Origin of the sequence: Clostridium sp. MT-14, assembly GCF_042436595.1 — a bacterium.
GTDB lineage: Bacteria > Bacillota > Clostridia > Clostridiales > Clostridiaceae > Clostridium_B > Clostridium_B aromativorans.
Genome location: NZ_JBHMIY010000004.1, coordinates 38,073 through 57,727, shown reverse-complemented (window position 1 = coordinate 57,727; position 19,655 = coordinate 38,073). Strand labels below are relative to the sequence as shown.

Genomic DNA, 19,655 nt, shown 5'->3' with positions numbered 1-19,655 from the left:
TTATATTATTAAACTAAAGTAAACTATTATTTCTATGAGTTGAATAGCTAATAGTTAGATGATATAATTTAAAAAGCATGTATTTTTATAAAATTTAATGTGGTGAGGATGAAAAAAAAATGAAACTTTTTCAGAAATTATTTAAGTCGTACAGCGAACGGGAAGTAAAAAGAATTATCCCTATAGCGGATAAAATAGATAGTATGGATTCTGAAATGAAGCAGTTTAGTGATGAAGAGTTGAGAGCTAAAACAGATGAATTTAAGAATAGAATTTCCAAGGGAGAATCTCTGGATTCGATACTGCCTGAAGCTTTTGCAGTTGTCAGGGAAGCAGGATATAGAAATGTAGGGTTGAAACAGTACAAAGAACAGTTAATAGGTGGAGTGGTATTGCACCAGGGGAGGATAGCAGAGATGAAAACCGGTGAAGGTAAAACTCTGGTTGCCACGGCACCGGCTTATTTAAATGCTCTTACCGGCAAGGGAGTGCATATAGTAACTGTGAATGATTATCTTGCTAAAAGGGATAGGGATTCCATGGCACCTGTATATGAGGCATTAGGTCTTACAGTGGGTGTTATTTTGCATGATATGGATCAAAAACAGCGTCAGGAAGCCTATAGGTGTGATATAACCTATGGAACAAACAGTGAATTTGGCTTTGACTATTTGAGAGACAACATGGTTATATACAAGGAAGAGAGAGTTCAAAGAGGATTGAATTTTGCCATAGTGGATGAAGTTGACTCAATTCTGATTGATGAAGCAAGGACACCGCTTATTATTTCGGGAGAGGGAGAAAAATCAACTGAATTCTACAATGTTGCAGATAGTTTTGCAAAGTCCCTGCAAAAAGAAGATTATACGGTAGATGAAAAGGCAAATGCAGTCATACTTACAGATACAGGTGTAAAAAAAGCTGAAACTTTCTTTCATTTTGACAATTATGCCGATCCTGAAAATATGGAAGTACAGCATTATGTGGTTCAGTCCCTAAAGGCCAATTATATAATGAAGCGGGATAAGGACTACATGGTGAAAAATGGAGAAGTACTGATAGTGGATGAATTTACAGGAAGGATGATGGAGGGGAGAAGATACAGTGACGGGCTTCATCAGGCCATAGAAGCTAAAGAAGGAGTCAAGGTTGAGAGAGAATCCAAGACCCTTGCCACCATTACCTACCAGAATTATTTTAGAATGTTCAATAAATTATCCGGTATGACAGGTACTGCACAAACGGAGGAAAATGAATTCAGAGAGATATATGAGCTGGATGTAATAGCTATACCTACACACGAACCGGTTATAAGAAAAGATTATCCAGATGTTGTTTATAAAAGTGCAAAGGGAAAATTCAATGCCATAGCTGATGAAATATACGAAACATATAAAAAGGGTCAGCCGGTGCTGGTAGGTACTGTGAGTATAGAGAAATCAGAACTTCTATCAGATATGCTTAAGAAAAAGGGAGTTCCCCATCAGGTTTTAAATGCTAAATTTCATGAAAAAGAAGCGGAGATAATTTCTCATGCAGGTGAAAAGGGGACTGTTACTATAGCTACCAATATGGCTGGCCGTGGTACTGATATAAAACTCGGAAAAGGTGTTGTTGCCCTGGGAGGACTTAAGATAATAGGTACAGAGAGGCATGAATCCAGGCGAATTGACAACCAGCTCAGAGGTCGTTCAGGCCGTCAGGGCGATCCTGGAAGTTCAAGATTCTATGTATCTCTTGAAGATGATCTCATGAGAATATTTGGTTCAGACAGACTTCAGGGTGTAGTGGAAAAACTGGGGCTTAAAGATGATGAAGCCATAGAGAGTAAAATGGTTACAAATGCCATAGAAAATGCACAAAAGAAAGTGGAAGGAAATAATTTTGACATAAGAAAAACACTTCTTCAGTATGACGATGTTATAAATAAGCAGAGGGAAATCATATATAGACAGAGATCTCAAGTCCTTGAGGGAGAGGATTTGAAAGATGATATGTTAAAGATGATAGAGGATTTGGTATCTTCTATTGTAGATTCTCATATATCTGGTATAGAAGAGGATTTTGAAGATGAAATAGTGAAACTGATTGACTATATGGAGGAAATTTATATACCCAAGGGTTCTGTTAAAAAAGATGATATTATAAATCTTTCCAATGAAGAAATTAAAGCTAAATTTACAGATATAGGGATAAAAATGTATGAGGAGAAAGAAAAGGAATTTACCCCGGAACAGATGAGAGAAATTGAAAGAGTTATTCTTCTCAGGGTTGTTGATACAAGGTGGATGGATCACATAGATGATATGGAGCATCTAAAGAGAGCTATTGGGCTCAGAGCTTATAGGCAGCAGGAACCTGCCCAGGCATATCAATTTGAGGGCAGTCAGATGTTCAATGAAATGATCTACAATATCAAAGTGGATACAATCAAGTATTTGCTTCATGTACAGATAGAGAGAGCACCGGAAAGAGAAAGAGTAGCTAGAAACGTAAGTACTAATCAGCAGGAGGATAGTGTGGTAAAAAAGAAACCTATAAGAAAGGCGAAGACTGTGGGAAGAAATGATCCATGTCCCTGCGGCAGCGGTAAAAAATATAAAAATTGTTGCGGAAGAACTGCCTAAAATTATAAAAGGAGAGTGATTAAATGGTATTTCAATTGGAAGAAGATATGAATAAATTAAATGATCTGGAACAGAGTATAGAGCAAATGAGGGATTCACTTTGACATAGAAGGTTCTAAAAATAGAATAGAAGAACTCCAGATGAAAATGCAAAAGGCTGGCTTTTGGGATAATGTAGAAGAAGCTCAAAGGGTATCCAGTGAGGAAAAAGATCTTGAGGATAAGCTCAATGAATACAAGAGTCTCCTGCAGAGAATAGAGGATGCTAAAGTTCTCATTGAAATTGCATCGGAAGATGAGAGTATTTCACCTAAGGATATATCAGGTGAAGTAAAAAATATACAGTTTCATGTAGAAAAGTTCAAAACGGAAACGCTTCTAAATGGTGAGTATGACAGAAATAATGCCATATTGAATTTACATGTAGGAGTAGGAGGAAAAGATGCGCAGGACTGGACGGAAATGCTCCTCAGGATGTATACAAGATGGTCAGAAAAAAAAGGTTACAGAATTGAGACATTGGATATGCTTGCTGCGGATGATGCTGGAATAAAAAGTGTTTCTCTGAGAATTATTGGAGAATTTGCCTATGGATATTTAAAAGCAGAGAAGGGAATTCACCGACTGGTTAGAATATCTCCTTTTAATGCAAATGGGAAAAGACAGACCTCTTTTACGTCAGTAGAGGTGCTTCCTGAACTCACAGGGAGTCAGGATATAAGTATAAGAACTGAAGATCTAAAAATAGATACTTTCAGGGCAGGAGGCGCAGGGGGACAGTATGTAAATAAAACTGAATCAGCTGTTAGAATAACCCATATACCTACAGGCATAGTTGTCCAGTGTCAAAATGAAAGAAGCCAGCACTACAACAAGGAGCAGGCACTGAAAATGTTGAAATCAAAGCTGGTAGAACTTAAGGAGAGAGCACATAAAGACAAAATAGAGGATTTGACAGGAGAGCTTAAGGATATGGGATGGGGAAGTCAGATAAGATCCTACGTGTTTCATCCTTATACACTGGTAAAAGATCACAGGACAGGTGTTGAAAGTGGAAATATATCTTCCATAATGGACGGTAATATAGATGATTTTATAAAGGGATATTTAAATCAGCAAACAAAATAGATGTAATTAATATACTGCCGGATTTTAATTATCAGGCAGTATATTAATTTTAAACAGTTGGGAGGGGCTATGACATTGAGCACTGGAACAAAATTCAAAGATACCTTTATTTCACTTAATCATAGAGATTTCAGATATTTTTTATCCGGACAATTTTTGTCACTTATGGGAACCATGATTCAGAATACGGCACTGAGCTGGTACGTTTATAAAATAACCAATTCTCCTTTTTTGCTTGGACTTATAGGTGTGTTTCAATATGCTCCGGTGCTTTTAATAACCCTGTTAAGTGGTGTAATTGTGGAAAGGCATCCCAAGAAAAGGATTCTTCTTGTAACCCAGATATCCTATATGCTGCAGGCTTTTGCACTGAGCTTTTTTGTATATATGGGTGAGAGCAAATACTGGATACTTGCTCTGCTGGCGGCTATAAATGGAATCATAACAAGCTTTGATATGCCCACCAGGCAGTCCTTTTTTATTGAACTTGTGGGAAAAAGAGATCTGCCCAATGCCATATCCTTAAATTCCACCGTATTCAATATGTCACGTATAATTGGACCTGCGGCGTCGGGAATAATAATGGATGATCTCGGAGTGTTCCAGTGCTTCCTGATGAATGCCGTCAGTTTCATACCTGTAATATATGGGATAGTCAAGATAAAACATATGGGAAATCCCGTAATTAGAAATACTGAATCCAATTTGCTTAAAGATCTGAAAGATGGTATATTGTATACAGTACATAAAAGAATATTGATATCCACAATGTTCATGATGGCAATAGTATGTACTTTTGCGTTCAACAGCAATGTGATTGTTCCTGTTTTTGCAAAAGAAGTCATGGAAGGCGGAGCCAGGACCTATAGTTTGCTAATGAGCCTTATAGGTCTGGGTTCTCTTCTTGGAGCCATGTTTATGGCAGGACAGGGCAGGAGAATTAGAGCTAGATATTATCTTATTATAAATTCCTTTATAATTGCAATTTTACAGATAGTAACTCTGTTCACAAAAAATTTTATATCTGTAAGTATGATTTTTGTGCTCATAGGATTTTTCAATCTTACTTTTTTAAATAAAGCCAATACCATAATCCAATTTAATACTGAAGATGCATATAGAGGAAGGGTGATGAGCATATATTCTCTTTTAAATATAGGAAGCACCCCTCTTGGGAGTGCTTTTGCAGGTGTAGTGATGGAAAAATTCGGTGGAAAATTTGGATTTTTCAGCTGTGGTTCAATTATATTTATAGTTGCTGTTATAATAATGATTTTTATTGAATTCAGGAAAAAAAGTGCAAAACCTTTTTCAGATACGTAGTTTCAATATTATTAGTATGCCTAAGAGAGATAATATAAATGAAATGCGGCAGTATAGAACATAAAAGTTATTACTAAAGGCATAATTTAATATTTCATCCGAGACTATACTAAAACACCTGCTTATAGAAGCTGTACTTATATATCTATTTTTATCTTCCGGCGTATGTATTTTTGACATATCTTCATCTGACAGAGTAACAGCATCTATAGCATAAGCTCTGAAGTATTCGTGGTCACTGGAATTTTCAAAGGTATATTTAAATTCCACATTATTTTTGCGGCACAAATTAGCTATTTCTTGGACAAGACTTGATTTTTTTGTGTCCCATTTACTGCCCATTATAGTGAGAGGTATTTTTTTATCACTGCCTATCATATCAAAATTTATTACTTTACAGCCTTTTAATTCATTATAGTATTTTTGGACAAAGGCCTTTGAACCCAGACAGCCAAATTCTTCGGCATTGAAAGATACAATTACTATATTTCTATCCGGCTTTCCAAGGGAGTTTATATATTTTACAAGTCCCAGTAAAAAAGAGGTACCAGAGGCATTGTCCAGAGATCCGCTGTATACTTTTCCAGATAGATCAGTGCCAAGGTGATCAAAATGCGCACATAAAACAAGAGGCGGGAGGTTTGTATTTTTTCCCTCTATGTATCCTATTATATTGTATACAGATGTTAATTTATTCTCAATGGGAATGAAACAACTGACTTCATAACCAGAATCTACATATTTTTTTATATCTTGGGCAGTTTGTTTTTTTACCATTACGTACATGGATTGACTGGAGTTTGCCATAAAGGAACTTCTGAAATTCAGATTATCGTTTTCTGGATTGTAGAATACAAAATATTTGCCGTTCTGGTATATTTGGAAATTGTTTCCCCTTTCCACAAGAATATCGGATTTTTTAAAGGATATTTTGTTGTCCTTGAAATTCAGCATATCTTCTTTATAATCCGCTCCATATTTGTATTGCCGTACTATGAAACCATTTTTGTCTATTACCCTGAGATAGGGGACACCTTCTATTCTTTTGGGGTAAAGTACATTGAAGTTCTCCAGATAGTTGCCTTTGTAGGGCCTTAAGTGCTGATTTTGAAAGTAATTTTTTATAAAATTTACTACCTCATAGTTTTCCAGAGTGCCGGGAAGCCTTCCTTTAAATGAATCAGAGGATAAATAGGAGATATTGTGTTTTACCTCAGCTGAGTCTAAAGGGGTTATGAGATAACAGTATTGAAAACTCAAAGAACAGGTAAGACACAATACAGCAAATAATAAACGCAGCATGAAATTTTTCATTATAAATAAACCTCTTTAATTGATGTCTTTATAAATATATTAATTTGCCAAAATGTATATAACTGTTGTAATATATTTTTAGCTGCATTATTTCAGACAAAAATCTATCAGGAGGAAAATATGGATAATATAACAAATACGCTGGCACTGGAGCTGGGAGTAAATAAAAAATATATAGATAATGTAATTGAGCTTTTAGATTCAGGAAATACAGTGCCTTTCATAGCCAGATACAGGAAAGAGCTAACTGGAAGCATGAGTGATGTGATTTTGAGAAAACTTGAAGAAAGGCTTGTATATCTCAGGAATCTTAAGGAAAGAAAGGAAGATATCATAAGAATAGTGGGGGAGCAGGGCAAGCTGACAGAAGATTTGCAAAAATCTATAGAAAATGCCACTACTCTTACGGAGGTAGAAGATATATACAGACCCTATAAGCCTAAAAAGAGAACCAGAGCTATTATTGCAAAGGAAAAAGGACTTGAATCACTTTCACAGGTAATTTTAGACGGGAATTTTAAAGGAGATATAGGAAGATATGCGGAACAATTTGTAAGTGATAAAAAAGGAGTTCAATCCATAGATGAAGCATTAGATGGCGCTGTGGATATAATAAGTGAAATTATTTCTGACAATGCTGAGTATAGAAAATGGATAAGAAAATTTGTCTATGACAACGGTGTAATTGAAAGCAGAGGGGAAAGTAAAGAAACTACTCCCTATGAAATGTATTATGATTATAAAGAGGCGGTTAAATCCATTCCCGCCCATAGAATACTTGCCATAAACAGGGGCGAGAAAGAAAAGGTTTTATCAGTAAAAATAACCTGCAATATGGATAATATAATAATTTATTTAAAAAATCACTGCTTGAAGGGCAACAGTATAACTGATTCATATATAGAAAAAAGTATTGGAGATTCTTTAAAAAGACTGATCTACCCTGCTATTGAAAGGGAAATAAGATCTGAACTTACGGACAGAGGAGAGGAAGGGGCTATAAAGATATTCAAGGCCAATCTAAAGGCCCTTCTAATGCAGCCTCCTATAAAAGGCAAAAATGTACTTGGCTATGATCCTGGTTTTAGAAATGGATGTAAGATTGCGGTACTGGACGATACGGGTAAGCTTTTAGATACTGCCATAGTATATGCTACTGCTCCCCAAAACGATATAGATGGATCTATAAAAAAACTCAAAGAGCTGATTTATAAATATAATGTTGATGTTATATCTCTTGGAAATGGAACTGCCAGCAGAGAGTCTGAAGAAGTAATAGGAAGACTTATAAAAGAAGTAAAAGCAGAGAAAAACAGGGATCTCTATTATGTCATAGTATCTGAAGCGGGAGCTTCCATCTATTCTGCCTCTGAACTTGCAGCAAGGGAATATCCAGATATAAATGTATCCTTAAGGGGAGCTATATCCATAGGAAGGCGGCTTCAAGATCCACTTGCAGAACTTGTTAAGATAGATCCTAAATCCATAGGAGTGGGACAGTATCAGCATGATATTGCTCCTAAAAAATTAGATGAATCACTAAAAGGTGTGGTAGAGGATTGTGTAAACAGTGTAGGGGTGGATTTAAATATAGCAACGCCATCTCTCTTATCCTATATATCAGGAATAAATTCAACTATAGCAGCTAATATTGTAGTCTACAGAGAGGAAAATGGAAAATTTAAAAGCAGAAAAGAACTCTTAAAGGTGAAAAGACTTGGCAGCAAGGCTTTTGAGCAGTGTGCTGGATTTCTCAGAGTGATGGAAAGCGCCGAACCGCTGGATAATACTTCAGTACACCCCGAATCCTATAGTGCGGCAAGAGGACTTTTAAAAACTTTGGGGTATACTTCAGAAGATCTTAAAAAACAAGATGTCTCCCATATTGATGATAGAGTGGAAAGGATAGATATGCAAGTCCTTTCTGAAAAACTTCAGGTAGGAATACCCACTTTAAAAGATATAATAAAAGAGATAAAAAAACCAGGAAGAGATCCAAGAGAAGAGCTTCCAAAACCTGTGCTTAAGACAGGTATTATGGATATAAACCAGCTTAAACCTGGAATGGTACTTACTGGTACAGTTAGAAATGTAGCTGATTTCGGTGCTTTTGTGGATATTGGGGTACATCAGGACGGACTGGTGCATATAAGCCAGCTTTCAGATAAATTTGTACAACATCCTCTTGATGTTGTACAGGTAGGAGACATTGTACAGGTGACCGTGCTTGAAGTGGATGCTAAGAGAAAGAGGATTTCTCTCAGCATGAAGTAAAGCGGTTCCCAATAATATATAATTTTTCTAGTGAAGGGATTTTTCAAAAACTTTCCTTATTATCTCCTGGGATGGAACTCCCTCATGAATTTTGGTGTTTCCTACGAAATATGTAGGTACATAATAATAGTCATATTTTTTGGCTATTTCTGGGTGTTTCTCTTCATCAATTATTTCAACATTGATATTTTTATATTCAGGAATTTTGTTTTGAAGTTCCTTCATCCAGGACAGTGCCTGCCTGCAGTAAGGACACCAGCTTGTTACGAACATGTGTACAGGTTTCATTATTACATCACCCAACTTTATATATTTTTTAATAGCTTTTACATTTTATAACTTAATTATATATCAAAGTAATGTATTTTTTACAATATAATTTAAGAAAATATATTGAAGTATGGGTATAAAAGTATTATAATGAATTTGAAAATTAAAAAGTAATCTTCAGGGCGGGGTGTAATTCCCCACCGGCGGTACAGCCCGCGAGCCCCAAAGGGTATGATTCGGTGAAATTCCGAGGCCGACAGTAAAGTCTGGATGGAAGAAGTGAGAATGTAATGTTTATTAGCCCTGGTATTTATTTATCAGGTTTTTTTATTATGTTTGCTCACCTGGAAGATTATATTTGATGTTTTAGGAGGGTGTCAACTGATGAAAAATAACAAATTAAATAGGTTAGTAAAAATATCATTACTGGGAGTAGTTGGCTTTTTGCTTATGTTTATAGAATTTGCCCTTCCAATATTCCCATCGTTTTTGAAAATTGATATAAGTGATTTACCGGCTTTGATGGGAACTTTTGCGCTGGGACCAGGAGCTGGAATTGCCATAGAATTTTTGAAGAATATACTTCATGGGATATTTAACGGAAAGACTGCCTTTATAGGTGAAGTTGCCAATTTTGCAGTAGGATCAGTTTTAGTTTTTACGGCAGGGTATATATACAGTAAAAAGAAAACCAAAAAGTCAGCGGTAATCAGCCTTGGAGCTGGAACTATTGCCATGTCGGCAGCAGCTGCACTGCTAAATTATTTTATACTACTTCCTCTTTATGAAAAAGTACTTAATTTTCCTATAAGCGCAATGGTAGCGGTGGCAGGAAAGATAAATGGGAGCGTAACGGATTTAAATACACTGGTATTATTTGCCATTGTGCCATTCAATCTGTTAAAGGGAATAGCACTTACAGCCCTTACGCTTGTTCTCTATAAGAGTGTATCTCCAATATTAAAGCAGGAACAGGCAAGAGATGGGAAGTTAGCAGAAAATAAAAATTAACTTAACTGAGGAGTCATAATAAGAAAATCTGGGATATTCCCGGATTTTTTTATTATGAAACAGGGATTTCATACGATAAATTATATATAGAACAAAAATTTTTAGTAAATTAAAAAGGGTGATGAATTTGTCAGGGATTTGGAATATAAGCAGCACCTATAATGTAAATAATAAAAAAATATCTGCAAAGCTTTCTTTTCAAATAGGAGAGAAATTTTCTGCTAGAGTTATGCAATTAAATAAATCAACAGGAGAAATACTTTTAAAGCTTTTAGATGGATGGCAATTTTCAGGTGAACTGGAAAGTTATCAGAATATATTAGAAAATCAATTGATAAGACTGGAAGTAGAAGGGTTTGAAAATGGAAAATTAAAATTAAAAATTGTGAATTCAGAAGGAGAGCATAATAACAGTGGCAATGATCCCATAAGTTTGTTTATCAAAGAAAATGATTTTAATCTCAGTAATGAAGATTATGATCTTATATATAAAATGGTTAAACATGAAATCCCGCTTACAAAAGATAATATTTCCAACATAAAAAGTGTACTGGAATTTATGAACAAGATAAAACAGAATCCGGAGGAACAGGATATCTTTATTCAGAAATATTTAATCAGTAAAAATCTATCACCCGACAGTGAAGAAGGCAAATTTACAAATACTACTTTGAAAAAATTTTTTAACCAGCTAAAGAGTATAAACGGAGATGATCTGTTTACTTTTTTGGAGAACAATATAGAATTAGATGAAAATAATATAAAGAGTTTTAACAGTATATTCAAAAACAAGGGAACTATATATAATGAAGTTAAGAATCTTGGACAGCTTTTACCAAAACAAATTGTCCAGCAAGATCAATCTGAAAATATCCAATTACAGGATAAGGCTAAAAATGCTGAAGATAGTTTAAAAGAAAACAATGTGGGCATTATTGATAAAAGTAAAAACCAATTTGCCATACTCCAGGGTGAAGAAGACAGGACAGGTTTAAAAACAAAACTGGAGGGTGAAAAAAGCAGCATAGGTTTAAAGACAAATGCTTTGAAAACTGCAGCAGATGCTGAAGAAAATTTAGGTGTACAGAATTTGAAAAGCCAGGAAACTTCCAAAAATGAAATAAATATAAAGAGTAAAACTATTGAAACAACCGGAGAGACAAGTGGTATGGGGGATTCAGGTAAAGTTCATCCTGATAATGTTCTGAGTTCTTTTGTAAAAGATAGGATCATGCCTTATGTTTCACATAGAGGCAGAGCTGCAAGTGAAAATAATATAGGACAAATTGCTGTACAGATAAAAGATCAAATAGATGCAAAGATCAATGATATGAAAGATATTGTGAGAGAAATATTAGAACAAAAAAATAGCGGCAAAAATGATATTTCCGAAAATATAAATCATATACTGAATAATAATATAAATGATTTTAAAATATTCAATACTATTTCAAATTCCTATTATTATATGGATCTTCCCATAAATTTGAATCAGAACAATTATCAGTGTAGGCTTATGATTAAAGATGAAAGGAAAAAAGGGAAAAAAATAGATTCCACAAATGTCAAAATAGCTGCTTCTATAAGCACTGAAAATATGGGAGTAGTAGATACCTATTTGACTGTGAATGGTCACAATATGGATATAGATATTAAATGTAATGAAAAATGGCTGGATCTACTTAGCAGAGAGCACGAGAAAATACTGGAGAGCTTATCGGATGTGGGGTATAATGTAGATGTCAGATTTCATGAGAAGGTAGAAGAAATGAACATATCCACCTGCGGGGAATTTTTTGAGGACAAGGATATAAGTATACTCAATGCTAGAGTATGAACCATATTTAACGGAGTAAAAAGGGGGAAGGAAGGTAAGGATAAAAGAATGAGTGAAAGAAAAAAGGCAGCAGCTTTAAAATATGAACAGAGCTATGAGTCGCCTATGGTCACTGCTGCAGGTATAGGACAGATAGCAGATAATATATTGGAGAAAGCAAAAGAAAATAGAGTTCCTATAGTCTATGACAAGGAATTGGCGGATCTTTTGATCAATGTAGATGTAGGGAACTATATACCTGTTGCATTATATGATGCGGTGGCTAAGGTTATAGCATATGTAATAGATATAGATGAAAATATAAGTAGAAGGTGATGATTTGGCTTTATTTGCAATATCAGATTTGCATTTAGATATGACTGGGGATAAGCCTATGGATATTTTTGGGGACAATTGGATTGGACATGATAGAAAAATAAAATCAAATTGGATGAATAAAATAACTTGTGAGGATACGGTGATTATAGCAGGGGATATATCCTGGTCTATGAATATGGGAGATGGATTTTTGGATTTGCAGTGGATTCATCATCTTCCGGGGAAAAAAATATTGGTAAAGGGAAATCATGATTATTGGTGGAACGGCATCACAAAATTGAACAGTTTATATGATGATATGAGTTTTATACAAAATAATTTTTTTCCATATAAGGATTATGCATTGTGCGGAACTAGAGGATGGAATTGTCCAGGTAGTGAAAATTTCTCCCAACACGATGAAAAAATATATAAAAGAGAACTTATGAGAATGAGGAATTCATTGAGCTGTGCAGTAGAAGCGGGATACAGTAAATTCATAGCTGCCATTCATTATCCTCCCATAGGTGAAAAATTTATGAGTTCAGGATTTAAAGATATATTTGAGGAATATAAAGTAGAAAAAGTTATATATGGACATCTCCATGGAGAAACCTCTTTAAAAGCTGTGACAGGAGATTTAAATGGAATAGAGTATATATTGACTTCTGCAGATTATATAGATTTTGATCCTAAAATAATAATTGGCAGATAAGTTTATCCTATAAGGGAAAAATTTATTTGCCAGATCATCTGCTATTTGTGAAATTTAACGAATAGGCCGTGAGCTTTATTCTCTTTGAGAATTTTTTTAGGCTGTCCTTCGGAAGGCAGTGATTTATTCTTAAGAAAATCTTTTACAAGATCCTTTTGATCTCTGGCCATATTTTTAATTCTTGAAGATGCTGCAGTAGAAGTTACTACTTGGCTGAACCATCTCAATGATTCTTCTTCTTTTCCTGTACGTCTCATAAGTTCACCTATGAGATAGATGGTGGTGTACCTGTCCATGCCGCATATTGGTAGGCTTTCATTGTAATATGCGGTGCTAAAATTGTCTAATGCCTGATTTAAGGATCTTATCTCATTTTCATTATCATTTTTAAGCCTATACATCCAGGCAATTTTTAGAAAGTTAATTGCCTTTTTACTGGCTTTGGCATCTATGACATAATAATTTAAAAGAGATAGCTTGTACCTTTGAATAGCTAATTCAATATCATATACCTCTGGGTAATTTTTGCGGTGCCATTTAGGGGAAATCTTATTCCTTATTGTATCTGCATCATGTTCATTTAAATGAAGAAAATCGTTTTTTATAGCAGCGTAACCACAGTTATCACATACCCATACGTCATAAAAATAGGGATTTATTATAGAATACCTTATAAAAAAATCTGAATCCCTTTTTGTTATCCTGTATGAAGATTTTTTAATGGCCCTGGCATTAAAGGAATTTTCACAGACAGGACAGGTTATTTTTCTATCGTACAACATGGATTTTTGCTTGTCTTTTGATTTTAAACTTTCTGGATTTAAGGATATTTCTCTAGACATATTCTATCACCTTTACTATTGATCATATAAATTTTATAATATAAATTAACCCTCTTTAACCATTATATCAAAAATTTAGTTAAAATAATAGTTCTTAAACTTTCCATATTTTTGATATAATAGTATTATTGTACTAGATGAATTAATTTTATAATATCTGTTAGGGGTGATTTATGTGGCAATAAGAGAGTGGAAGACATTTCTACTACCATATAATCAAGCTGTTGAGGAATTGAAGGTAAAATTTAGGAGCATAAGAAAAGAGTATAGGAGAAAAAATGAATATTCACCTATAGAGTTTGTTACAGGAAGAGTAAAGGAAATATCAAGTATACTGGAAAAGGCAAATAAGTTTAATATACCCTTGGATAGAATAGGATATGAAATGGAAGATATAGCAGGAATCAGAATAATGTGCCAGTTTGTAGATGATATAAGTAAAGTAGTTAATATAGTTAGAAATAGAAAAGATATGGAGATAATGTATGAAAAGGACTATATAACCAATGTAAAAGAAAGTGGTTATAGAAGCTATCATATGGTGATCAAGTATCCCGTGAATATGTCGGATGGGGAGGTTGAGATATTAGCTGAATTTCAAATAAGAACACTGGCAATGAATTTTTGGGCTACTGCGGAACATTCTCTAAATTATAAATATAAACATGATATACCAGATGCCATTAAATTAAAATTGAAAAGTGCGGCAGATGCTGCATTTCAACTTGATGAACAAATGCTTGAAATCAAGGATGAAATAAAAGATGCACAAAAGCTGTTTGAGGTAAAATCCAGTCTGGTCTCGGATATAATGAATAACATATTGACACTGTCATCTATGGGTAAATTAACTGAAGCTACCAGATATCAGATGCAGTTAAATAAACTGACTGAAGAGGGAGAAGTCTTTGAATTGTCTAATTTATTACATTCTACAGAGAAGGCGCTTCAAGTATATAAATAAAATTGAATTATTTTTAAATAGTAAAAGGGCAGCTAAAGCTGCCCTTTTACTGAATTATTTTGCAACTATATTTACAAGTCTTCCTTTTACTACTATGACTTTTTTTACATCCTTACCTTCTAACAAAGGTTTGATATTTTGACTTGAAAGAGATAATTTCTCTATTTCTTTTTCATTTAAATTTGTAGGAATATTTATCTTGGATCGTATCTTCCCATTTATCTGTATAGCCATTTCAACTTCATCTTTTATAAGAGCATCTGGATTAAATTCAGGCCATTTTTCATTGAATATGGAGTAGTCCATACCTAAATTCTCCCACTGATCTTCTGAAAAATGGGGGGCAAAAGGAGCTAGGATTTTTATAAAATCAAGTATGCTGTCTTTTAACAGGGGTAAATTCTTTTTATCCTCCTGGGTGTATTTTGAAAGAGCATTTGTAAACTCCATAATTCTGGCAATAGCTGTATTGAATTGAAATTTGCCGGCATCTTCCGACACGGATTTTATCGAAAAATTTCTTACATAGTTTAATTCTTTTTCCGCACTGTCCATGGAAGTCTTGCTGTTATCTTTATTTTTAAGTATTTCTTTTATAGAATTTACGAGTCTCTCTATTCTGTCTACAAATCTATCCATGGATTTAATGCCGTCTTCACTCCAGGCACCACCTTCTGCGTAATCAAATCCAAACATCAGATACATTCTAAATACGTCAGAACCGTATTGTTGTATGCAGCTGTCTGGAGATATGGTGTTGCCTTTGGATTTACTCATTTTCTGACCGTCAGGCCCAAGTATTATACCCTGATGTCTTAAAGACAGAAAAGGTTCGTTGAAATTTAGAAATCCCATATCCCTGAGTGCCTTGGTGATAAATCTGGCATATAGAAGGTGCATGCATGCATGTTCCGGACCGCCCACATACATATCCACAGGCAGCATTTTATCTATTGTGTCTTTGTCAAAAGCCTGTTTATCGTTTTTATTGTCTGCATATCTTAAGTAGTACCAGGAAGAGCATACAAAGGTATCAAGAGTGTCAGCCTCTCTCCTGGCAGGACCTCCACAGTGAGGACAGGTTGTATTTATAAATTCTTTTGATTTTAAAAGAGGTGATTTCCCATCAGGAGAAAATTCCACATTATAAGGAAGTCTTACGGGAAGCTCATCTTCTGGTACCGGAACTACTCCACATTTATCACAATATATTATTGGAATGGGAGTTCCCCAATATCTTTGTCTTGATACAAGCCAGTCTCTCAGCCTGTAATTTACTGTGCCAGAACCCATCCCCATTTTCTCCAGTTCTTTAGTTACAGCTTTTTTACCTTCCACAGTGGATAATCCATTGAATTTACCGCTGTTAATCATCTTCCCGTATTCTACATATGGAAGAGAATCTCCTCCCTCTATAACTCTTTCGATAGGAAGATTATATTTTGTGGCAAATTCATAATCTCTTTCATCGTGAGCTGGAACTGCCATTACGGCACCAGTGCCGTAAGTGTTGAGTACGTAATCTCCTACCCATATGGGAACTTCTCTACCATTTATGGGATTTATGGCGTAGGAACCAGTAAATACACCGGTTTTTTCTCTTGTTATGGATTGCCTTTCAATATCAGTCTGTTTTTTTGCCTGTTCCTTATATTTTTCAACTTCATCTTTATAGACATTTTTAGTTACTTTATCTACTAAATTATTTTCGGGAGATATGACTACATAAGTGACACCAAATAGTGTATCCACCCTGGTAGTAAATACACTGAATTCTAAAGAAGAATCTGCCACCTTAAAAGTTACATTAGTACCTGTGGATTTGCCTATCCAATGCCTTTGCATGGCCTTTGTCTTTGATGGCCAATCTATTATATCCAGATCCTGAAGCAGTTCCTCTGCATAGTCTGTGATTTTGAAAAACCATTGGGTTAAATCCTTTTTAGTTACCTCAGTGCCGCAGCGTTCACAGCAGCCTTCCTTTACCTGTTCATTGGCGAGTACTGTTTTACAGCTGGGACACCAGTTCACAGGTGCATTTTTTCTGTAAGCTAATCCATGTTTGTATAACTGTAAAAATAGCCATTGATTCCATCTGTAGTAATCAGGATGACAGGTAATGACTTCATTTTCCCAGTTGAACATGGCACCCATGGATTTAAGCTGTTTTTCCATGGTTTCAATGTTTTTTTCAGTGGAGTCTTTTGGATGAATTCCGGTTTTTATAGCATAGTTCTCAGCGGGAAGGCCAAAGGCGTCAAATCCCATGGGTTGAAATACATTGTATCCCTGCATTCTTTTCAGTCTGGCCCAGGAATCTACAGGAGCATAGTTGAACCAATGACCTGCATGTAGCTGGCTGCCAGATGGATAGGAGAACATCTCCAATACATATAATTTATTATTTAGATTATTTTTATCAAATTTATAGAGCTCTGTTTCTTCCCATTTTTTTTGCCATTTCTTATCAATTTCAACACTATACATAAAATCTTCTCCTTTGCTCATAATTTTATAATTAAACTTTATCATTGATGCACAATTAAAAAAGCCTTTCGTCTCTAGAATTTTAAGAGACGAAAAGCTAAATTTCCGCGGTACCACTCTAATTAAATCAATAAGTTGATTTCCCTTAAAAGATAACGGCTTTTTTACCGTATCTGATTTTTCAGATAAGCTCTTAAGGTGAGTTCATATCATCTTCACGCTGTTTTTCACCTGACAACAGCTCTCTTTAGTGGTATATGAGAATACTACTACTCCTTATTCAAAGCTTTATATTGACTTATTTCACATTTTATAATATTAAGTAATGTTTTGTCAAGAATTAATTTAAAAAATTGTTAAAAAAGAACTCTTTATAAAGAGTTCTTTTTTGGCTGCCCATGCTGGATTCGAACCAACACATGCCTGTTCCAGAGACAGGTGCCTTACCGTTTGGCTAATGGGCACTGTTATGTGAATCTCAACACTAAATATTATATCATCAAAAATTCATATGTCAATAGTATACATACGGAATTTGTATTATTTTAGTCCTTTAGCTAAATATTTGTTTATATAGTTTATAAATAGAGTTAAAAGGTAATCATATATTAAAAATGCTATCTGCCATCCTGCTATAATTATATAAAAGTGAAAATTTATTTTTAAAAGTCCAGGGAAGAACAAACTGTATATTAAAAGTAGTAAAACTGTGCATAAGTTAAAAAAAACCAGCTTAAGTATGATTTCAAAAGGTAATTTTCTCAACTTTTCAATATAATATTTAGTAAATCCGTAGAGACCAAAAAATATTATATAAGCTATTACTGTTATTTTTAATCCGCATATAAGTAAAGATAAAAGCGAAGTGGCAGCATAAACTGTAAAGGCATTTTTCAAATTTGTAATCAGTACAGCCAGGGGGATGAGCAATGAGGATAAAGCCAGTATAAAGCCTTGATTTAAGGGAACTATACTGCTTATATAGATCAGAATAACGCCAATGGTAGTTAAAAGTCCCCCTTTAGCTATATTAGAAGCTGCATTTGTTTTTTCTGCCATTTTAAAATCACCTCGTCAATTCGTTAATTATTAGCAACCGCCGCAATCTCCACCACCGCAAAGACAATCCAGACAGTATAGGGTAGCACAGATGTTGCATATATCAGGATCTCTTCTCTGGTTTCCATAATAGGGCTGTCTGTAGGAACTGTTCATTCCAGATAATCTATTTAAGGCACTTTGGTATTTAAAATTATTTGGGTCTAACCTGCAGGCAGTACTCAGGTTGTTATAGGCATCATTATACCAGCCTTTTCTCATATTTAAGATTCCCATAAGATAGTTCCATTCAGCATCTCTTGTACCCATTCTTAAAAGTTCCGATTCAGCATCTCTAAAATTACCGCTGTTGATATTATTCTCTACAGATTGATACATGGCAGAGCCATTTCCGCTGTAGGAATTATCGCCTGTATTCTCATAGCTGTTGTTTGGATTATTTTTCATCAGATAGTCGTAAGCTTCATTTATTTCTCTCATTTTACTTTCGGCTAAATCCCTTAATGGATTATTGTCATATTGATCGGGATGATATTTTTTAGCCAGATTTCTGTAAGCCTTTTTTATTTCCTCTTTTGAAGCATTTTCTTTTACTTCAAGTACTTCATATGGATTTTTCATCTTTGTAAACGCCCCTTCTAAAAACTTTATCCATTTTATCTAAAAGTCCATATTGTATTATATTGTAAAGTAATTCTTCATTTCTTTTTATAGGAAGTGCCTTAAAAGCATTCATGCATTGTGCGGCACAGGTGCCTAAAATAAAATCTATTCTCGTTTCTATACGTTTTGAAAATTCTTCGAAACGTAGATTTTCGCTATTGAAGCAGTGATTTATAGCATTGAATTTTCCATGGCTCATATCTGTATTTAAATCGTCCAATGCATCGATAATATATATCCATTTTCCAAGATTATACCCGAGAAAATAAAGATCATTTTTGACGGTATCTTTTTTAGAGGAACTTAATATAAAACCGGTGAGCTCTCCAAAGGGATGAGCCAGGAGATCTATGGATCTGTTTTCCAGATTTTTTTCTAGCTTGTATAAATTTTGAAGTTTGTCGTTTATAATCTGAAAATTTTTCTTGAAATCTTCAGGCATAGAACTCAGGTAGCTTCTTAAATAAGAAGACAGTATCTTGCTCTTTATAGACATATCGTCATTTGTGTCATCTAGAAGTTTGAAATAGGTAAGAGATATATTGCAAAAAGCTGCATATTTTAAAGAAGTATTATCCTTTAAAATGATTTTTTTCTTCATAGGATGAAGAACACATCTTTTTTTAGTATAAATTTGTCTACCGTCTTCCAGAGAATCTAAAAGTATTGCTAGAAAAGTCATGTCATAATTCAAAAAAATCCTGGGAATATTTCCAATGTTATGTTTAATAGATCTGCATAATCCGCAGTAATATGCTTTGAATTTTTCATAGTCTTTTATTTTAAGTTCCATTTTATAAGGAGTTACATAACCAAACATATATTCACCTATTTAGTATTAAAG

At 34.4% G+C, this 19,655-nt stretch carries 16 protein-coding genes, 1 tRNA gene, 1 riboswitch and 1 other annotated feature; of the genes, 9 read left to right on the top strand and 8 right to left on the bottom strand.

The genetic code is table 11. The annotated features are described in order from the left end of the window. The first annotated feature begins 119 nt into the window (after positions 1 to 119). From secA to ACFHWD_RS04735, 3 genes are all read left to right on the top strand, one after another. Positions 120 to 2,627, top strand: a complete 2,508-nt coding sequence (gene secA / locus ACFHWD_RS04745; RefSeq protein WP_150357889.1) for a preprotein translocase subunit SecA — start codon at positions 120 to 122, stop codon at positions 2,625 to 2,627. Between the two features lie 23 nt (positions 2,628 to 2,650). Next, positions 2,651 to 3,755, top strand: a protein-coding gene (gene prfB, locus ACFHWD_RS04740; protein WP_150357888.1) for a peptide chain release factor 2 whose coding sequence is annotated in 2 segments (ribosomal slippage) — positions 2,651 to 2,716 and positions 2,718 to 3,755 — 1,104 coding nt in all. Because the reading frame shifts where the segments join, the coding sequence is not laid out codon by codon here. Between the two features lie 75 nt (positions 3,756 to 3,830). Further along, positions 3,831 to 5,078: an MFS transporter gene (locus tag ACFHWD_RS04735; protein WP_229980664.1), complete on the top strand. Its 1,248-nt coding sequence runs from the start codon at positions 3,831 to 3,833 to the stop codon at positions 5,076 to 5,078. Here ACFHWD_RS04735 and ACFHWD_RS04730 read toward each other — a convergent pair. Further along, positions 5,067 to 6,392, bottom strand: a complete 1,326-nt coding sequence (locus tag ACFHWD_RS04730) for a M28 family metallopeptidase (protein ID WP_150357886.1) — start codon at positions 6,390 to 6,392, stop codon at positions 5,067 to 5,069. The genes ACFHWD_RS04735 and ACFHWD_RS04730 overlap by 12 nt on opposite strands. Positions 6,393 to 6,512: 120 nt before the next feature. Here ACFHWD_RS04730 and ACFHWD_RS04725 point away from each other — a divergent pair, with 120 nt between their 5' ends. Further along, positions 6,513 to 8,666 (top strand): Tex family protein, encoded by a 2,154-nt coding sequence (locus ACFHWD_RS04725; RefSeq protein WP_229980662.1) that lies wholly within the window; start codon positions 6,513 to 6,515, stop codon positions 8,664 to 8,666. A 27-nt stretch (positions 8,667 to 8,693) separates the two neighbouring features. Here the strand turns inward: ACFHWD_RS04725 and ACFHWD_RS04720 are convergent, their stop codons facing one another. After that, positions 8,694 to 8,954: a thioredoxin family protein gene (locus ACFHWD_RS04720; protein WP_150357884.1), complete on the bottom strand. Its 261-nt coding sequence runs from the start codon at positions 8,952 to 8,954 to the stop codon at positions 8,694 to 8,696. A 151-nt stretch (positions 8,955 to 9,105) separates the two neighbouring features. Continuing rightward, positions 9,106 to 9,222, top strand: a riboswitch (FMN riboswitch). Positions 9,223 to 9,320: 98 nt separating this feature from the next. Between ACFHWD_RS04720 and ACFHWD_RS04715 the strand changes: the two genes are divergently transcribed. From ACFHWD_RS04715 to ACFHWD_RS04700, 4 genes are all read left to right on the top strand, one after another. Further along, positions 9,321 to 9,947: an ECF transporter S component gene (locus ACFHWD_RS04715; RefSeq protein WP_150358882.1), complete on the top strand. Its 627-nt coding sequence runs from the start codon at positions 9,321 to 9,323 to the stop codon at positions 9,945 to 9,947. A 121-nt stretch (positions 9,948 to 10,068) separates the two neighbouring features. Beyond that, entirely contained in the window at positions 10,069 to 11,784 is a 1,716-nt protein-coding gene (locus ACFHWD_RS04710; RefSeq protein WP_229980660.1) for a hypothetical protein, read from the top strand. A gap of 48 nt (positions 11,785 to 11,832) precedes the next feature. Continuing rightward, positions 11,833 to 12,099, top strand: coding sequence for an EscU/YscU/HrcU family type III secretion system export apparatus switch protein (locus ACFHWD_RS04705; protein WP_179978113.1), 267 nt, complete (start codon positions 11,833 to 11,835; stop codon positions 12,097 to 12,099). A gap of 4 nt (positions 12,100 to 12,103) precedes the next feature. Then, entirely contained in the window at positions 12,104 to 12,796 is a 693-nt protein-coding gene (locus ACFHWD_RS04700) for a metallophosphoesterase (protein ID WP_179978112.1), read from the top strand. 41 nt (positions 12,797 to 12,837) lie between these two features. Here the strand turns inward: ACFHWD_RS04700 and ACFHWD_RS04695 are convergent, their stop codons facing one another. Beyond that, entirely contained in the window at positions 12,838 to 13,638 is an 801-nt protein-coding gene (locus ACFHWD_RS04695) for a DUF2225 domain-containing protein (protein ID WP_150358886.1), read from the bottom strand. Between the two features lie 175 nt (positions 13,639 to 13,813). On the opposite strand from ACFHWD_RS04695, the gene ACFHWD_RS04690 reads away from it, so the two are divergent. Beyond that, a complete protein-coding gene (locus tag ACFHWD_RS04690) occupies positions 13,814 to 14,602 on the top strand; it encodes a GTP pyrophosphokinase family protein (protein ID WP_150358887.1) in 789 nt (262 codons plus the stop codon). A gap of 54 nt (positions 14,603 to 14,656) precedes the next feature. Here ACFHWD_RS04690 and leuS read toward each other — a convergent pair whose 3' ends face one another. The 5 genes from leuS to ACFHWD_RS04665 all read right to left on the bottom strand — a co-directional run bounded on the left by leuS (position 14,657) and on the right by ACFHWD_RS04665 (position 19,631). Then, positions 14,657 to 17,089: a leucine--tRNA ligase gene (gene leuS, locus ACFHWD_RS04685; RefSeq protein ID WP_378060860.1), complete on the bottom strand. Its 2,433-nt coding sequence runs from the start codon at positions 17,087 to 17,089 to the stop codon at positions 14,657 to 14,659. A gap of 82 nt (positions 17,090 to 17,171) precedes the next feature. Then, positions 17,172 to 17,382: a binding site (T-box leader), on the bottom strand. Between the two features lie 96 nt (positions 17,383 to 17,478). Then, positions 17,479 to 17,553 (bottom strand) — tRNA-Gln (locus ACFHWD_RS04680). A 76-nt stretch (positions 17,554 to 17,629) separates the two neighbouring features. Further along, on the bottom strand, positions 17,630 to 18,148 hold the full coding sequence (locus tag ACFHWD_RS04675) for a hypothetical protein (RefSeq protein ID WP_150356977.1): 519 nt from the start codon (positions 18,146 to 18,148) through the stop codon (positions 17,630 to 17,632). A 30-nt stretch (positions 18,149 to 18,178) separates the two neighbouring features. Beyond that, entirely contained in the window at positions 18,179 to 18,769 is a 591-nt protein-coding gene (locus ACFHWD_RS04670) for a J domain-containing protein (protein ID WP_150356978.1), read from the bottom strand. Then, positions 18,753 to 19,631 (bottom strand): DUF5685 family protein, encoded by an 879-nt coding sequence (locus tag ACFHWD_RS04665; RefSeq protein ID WP_150356979.1) that lies wholly within the window; start codon positions 19,629 to 19,631, stop codon positions 18,753 to 18,755. Before ACFHWD_RS04665 ends, ACFHWD_RS04670 begins: the two co-directional genes overlap by 17 nt. Positions 19,632 to 19,655: the final 24 nt, after the last annotated feature.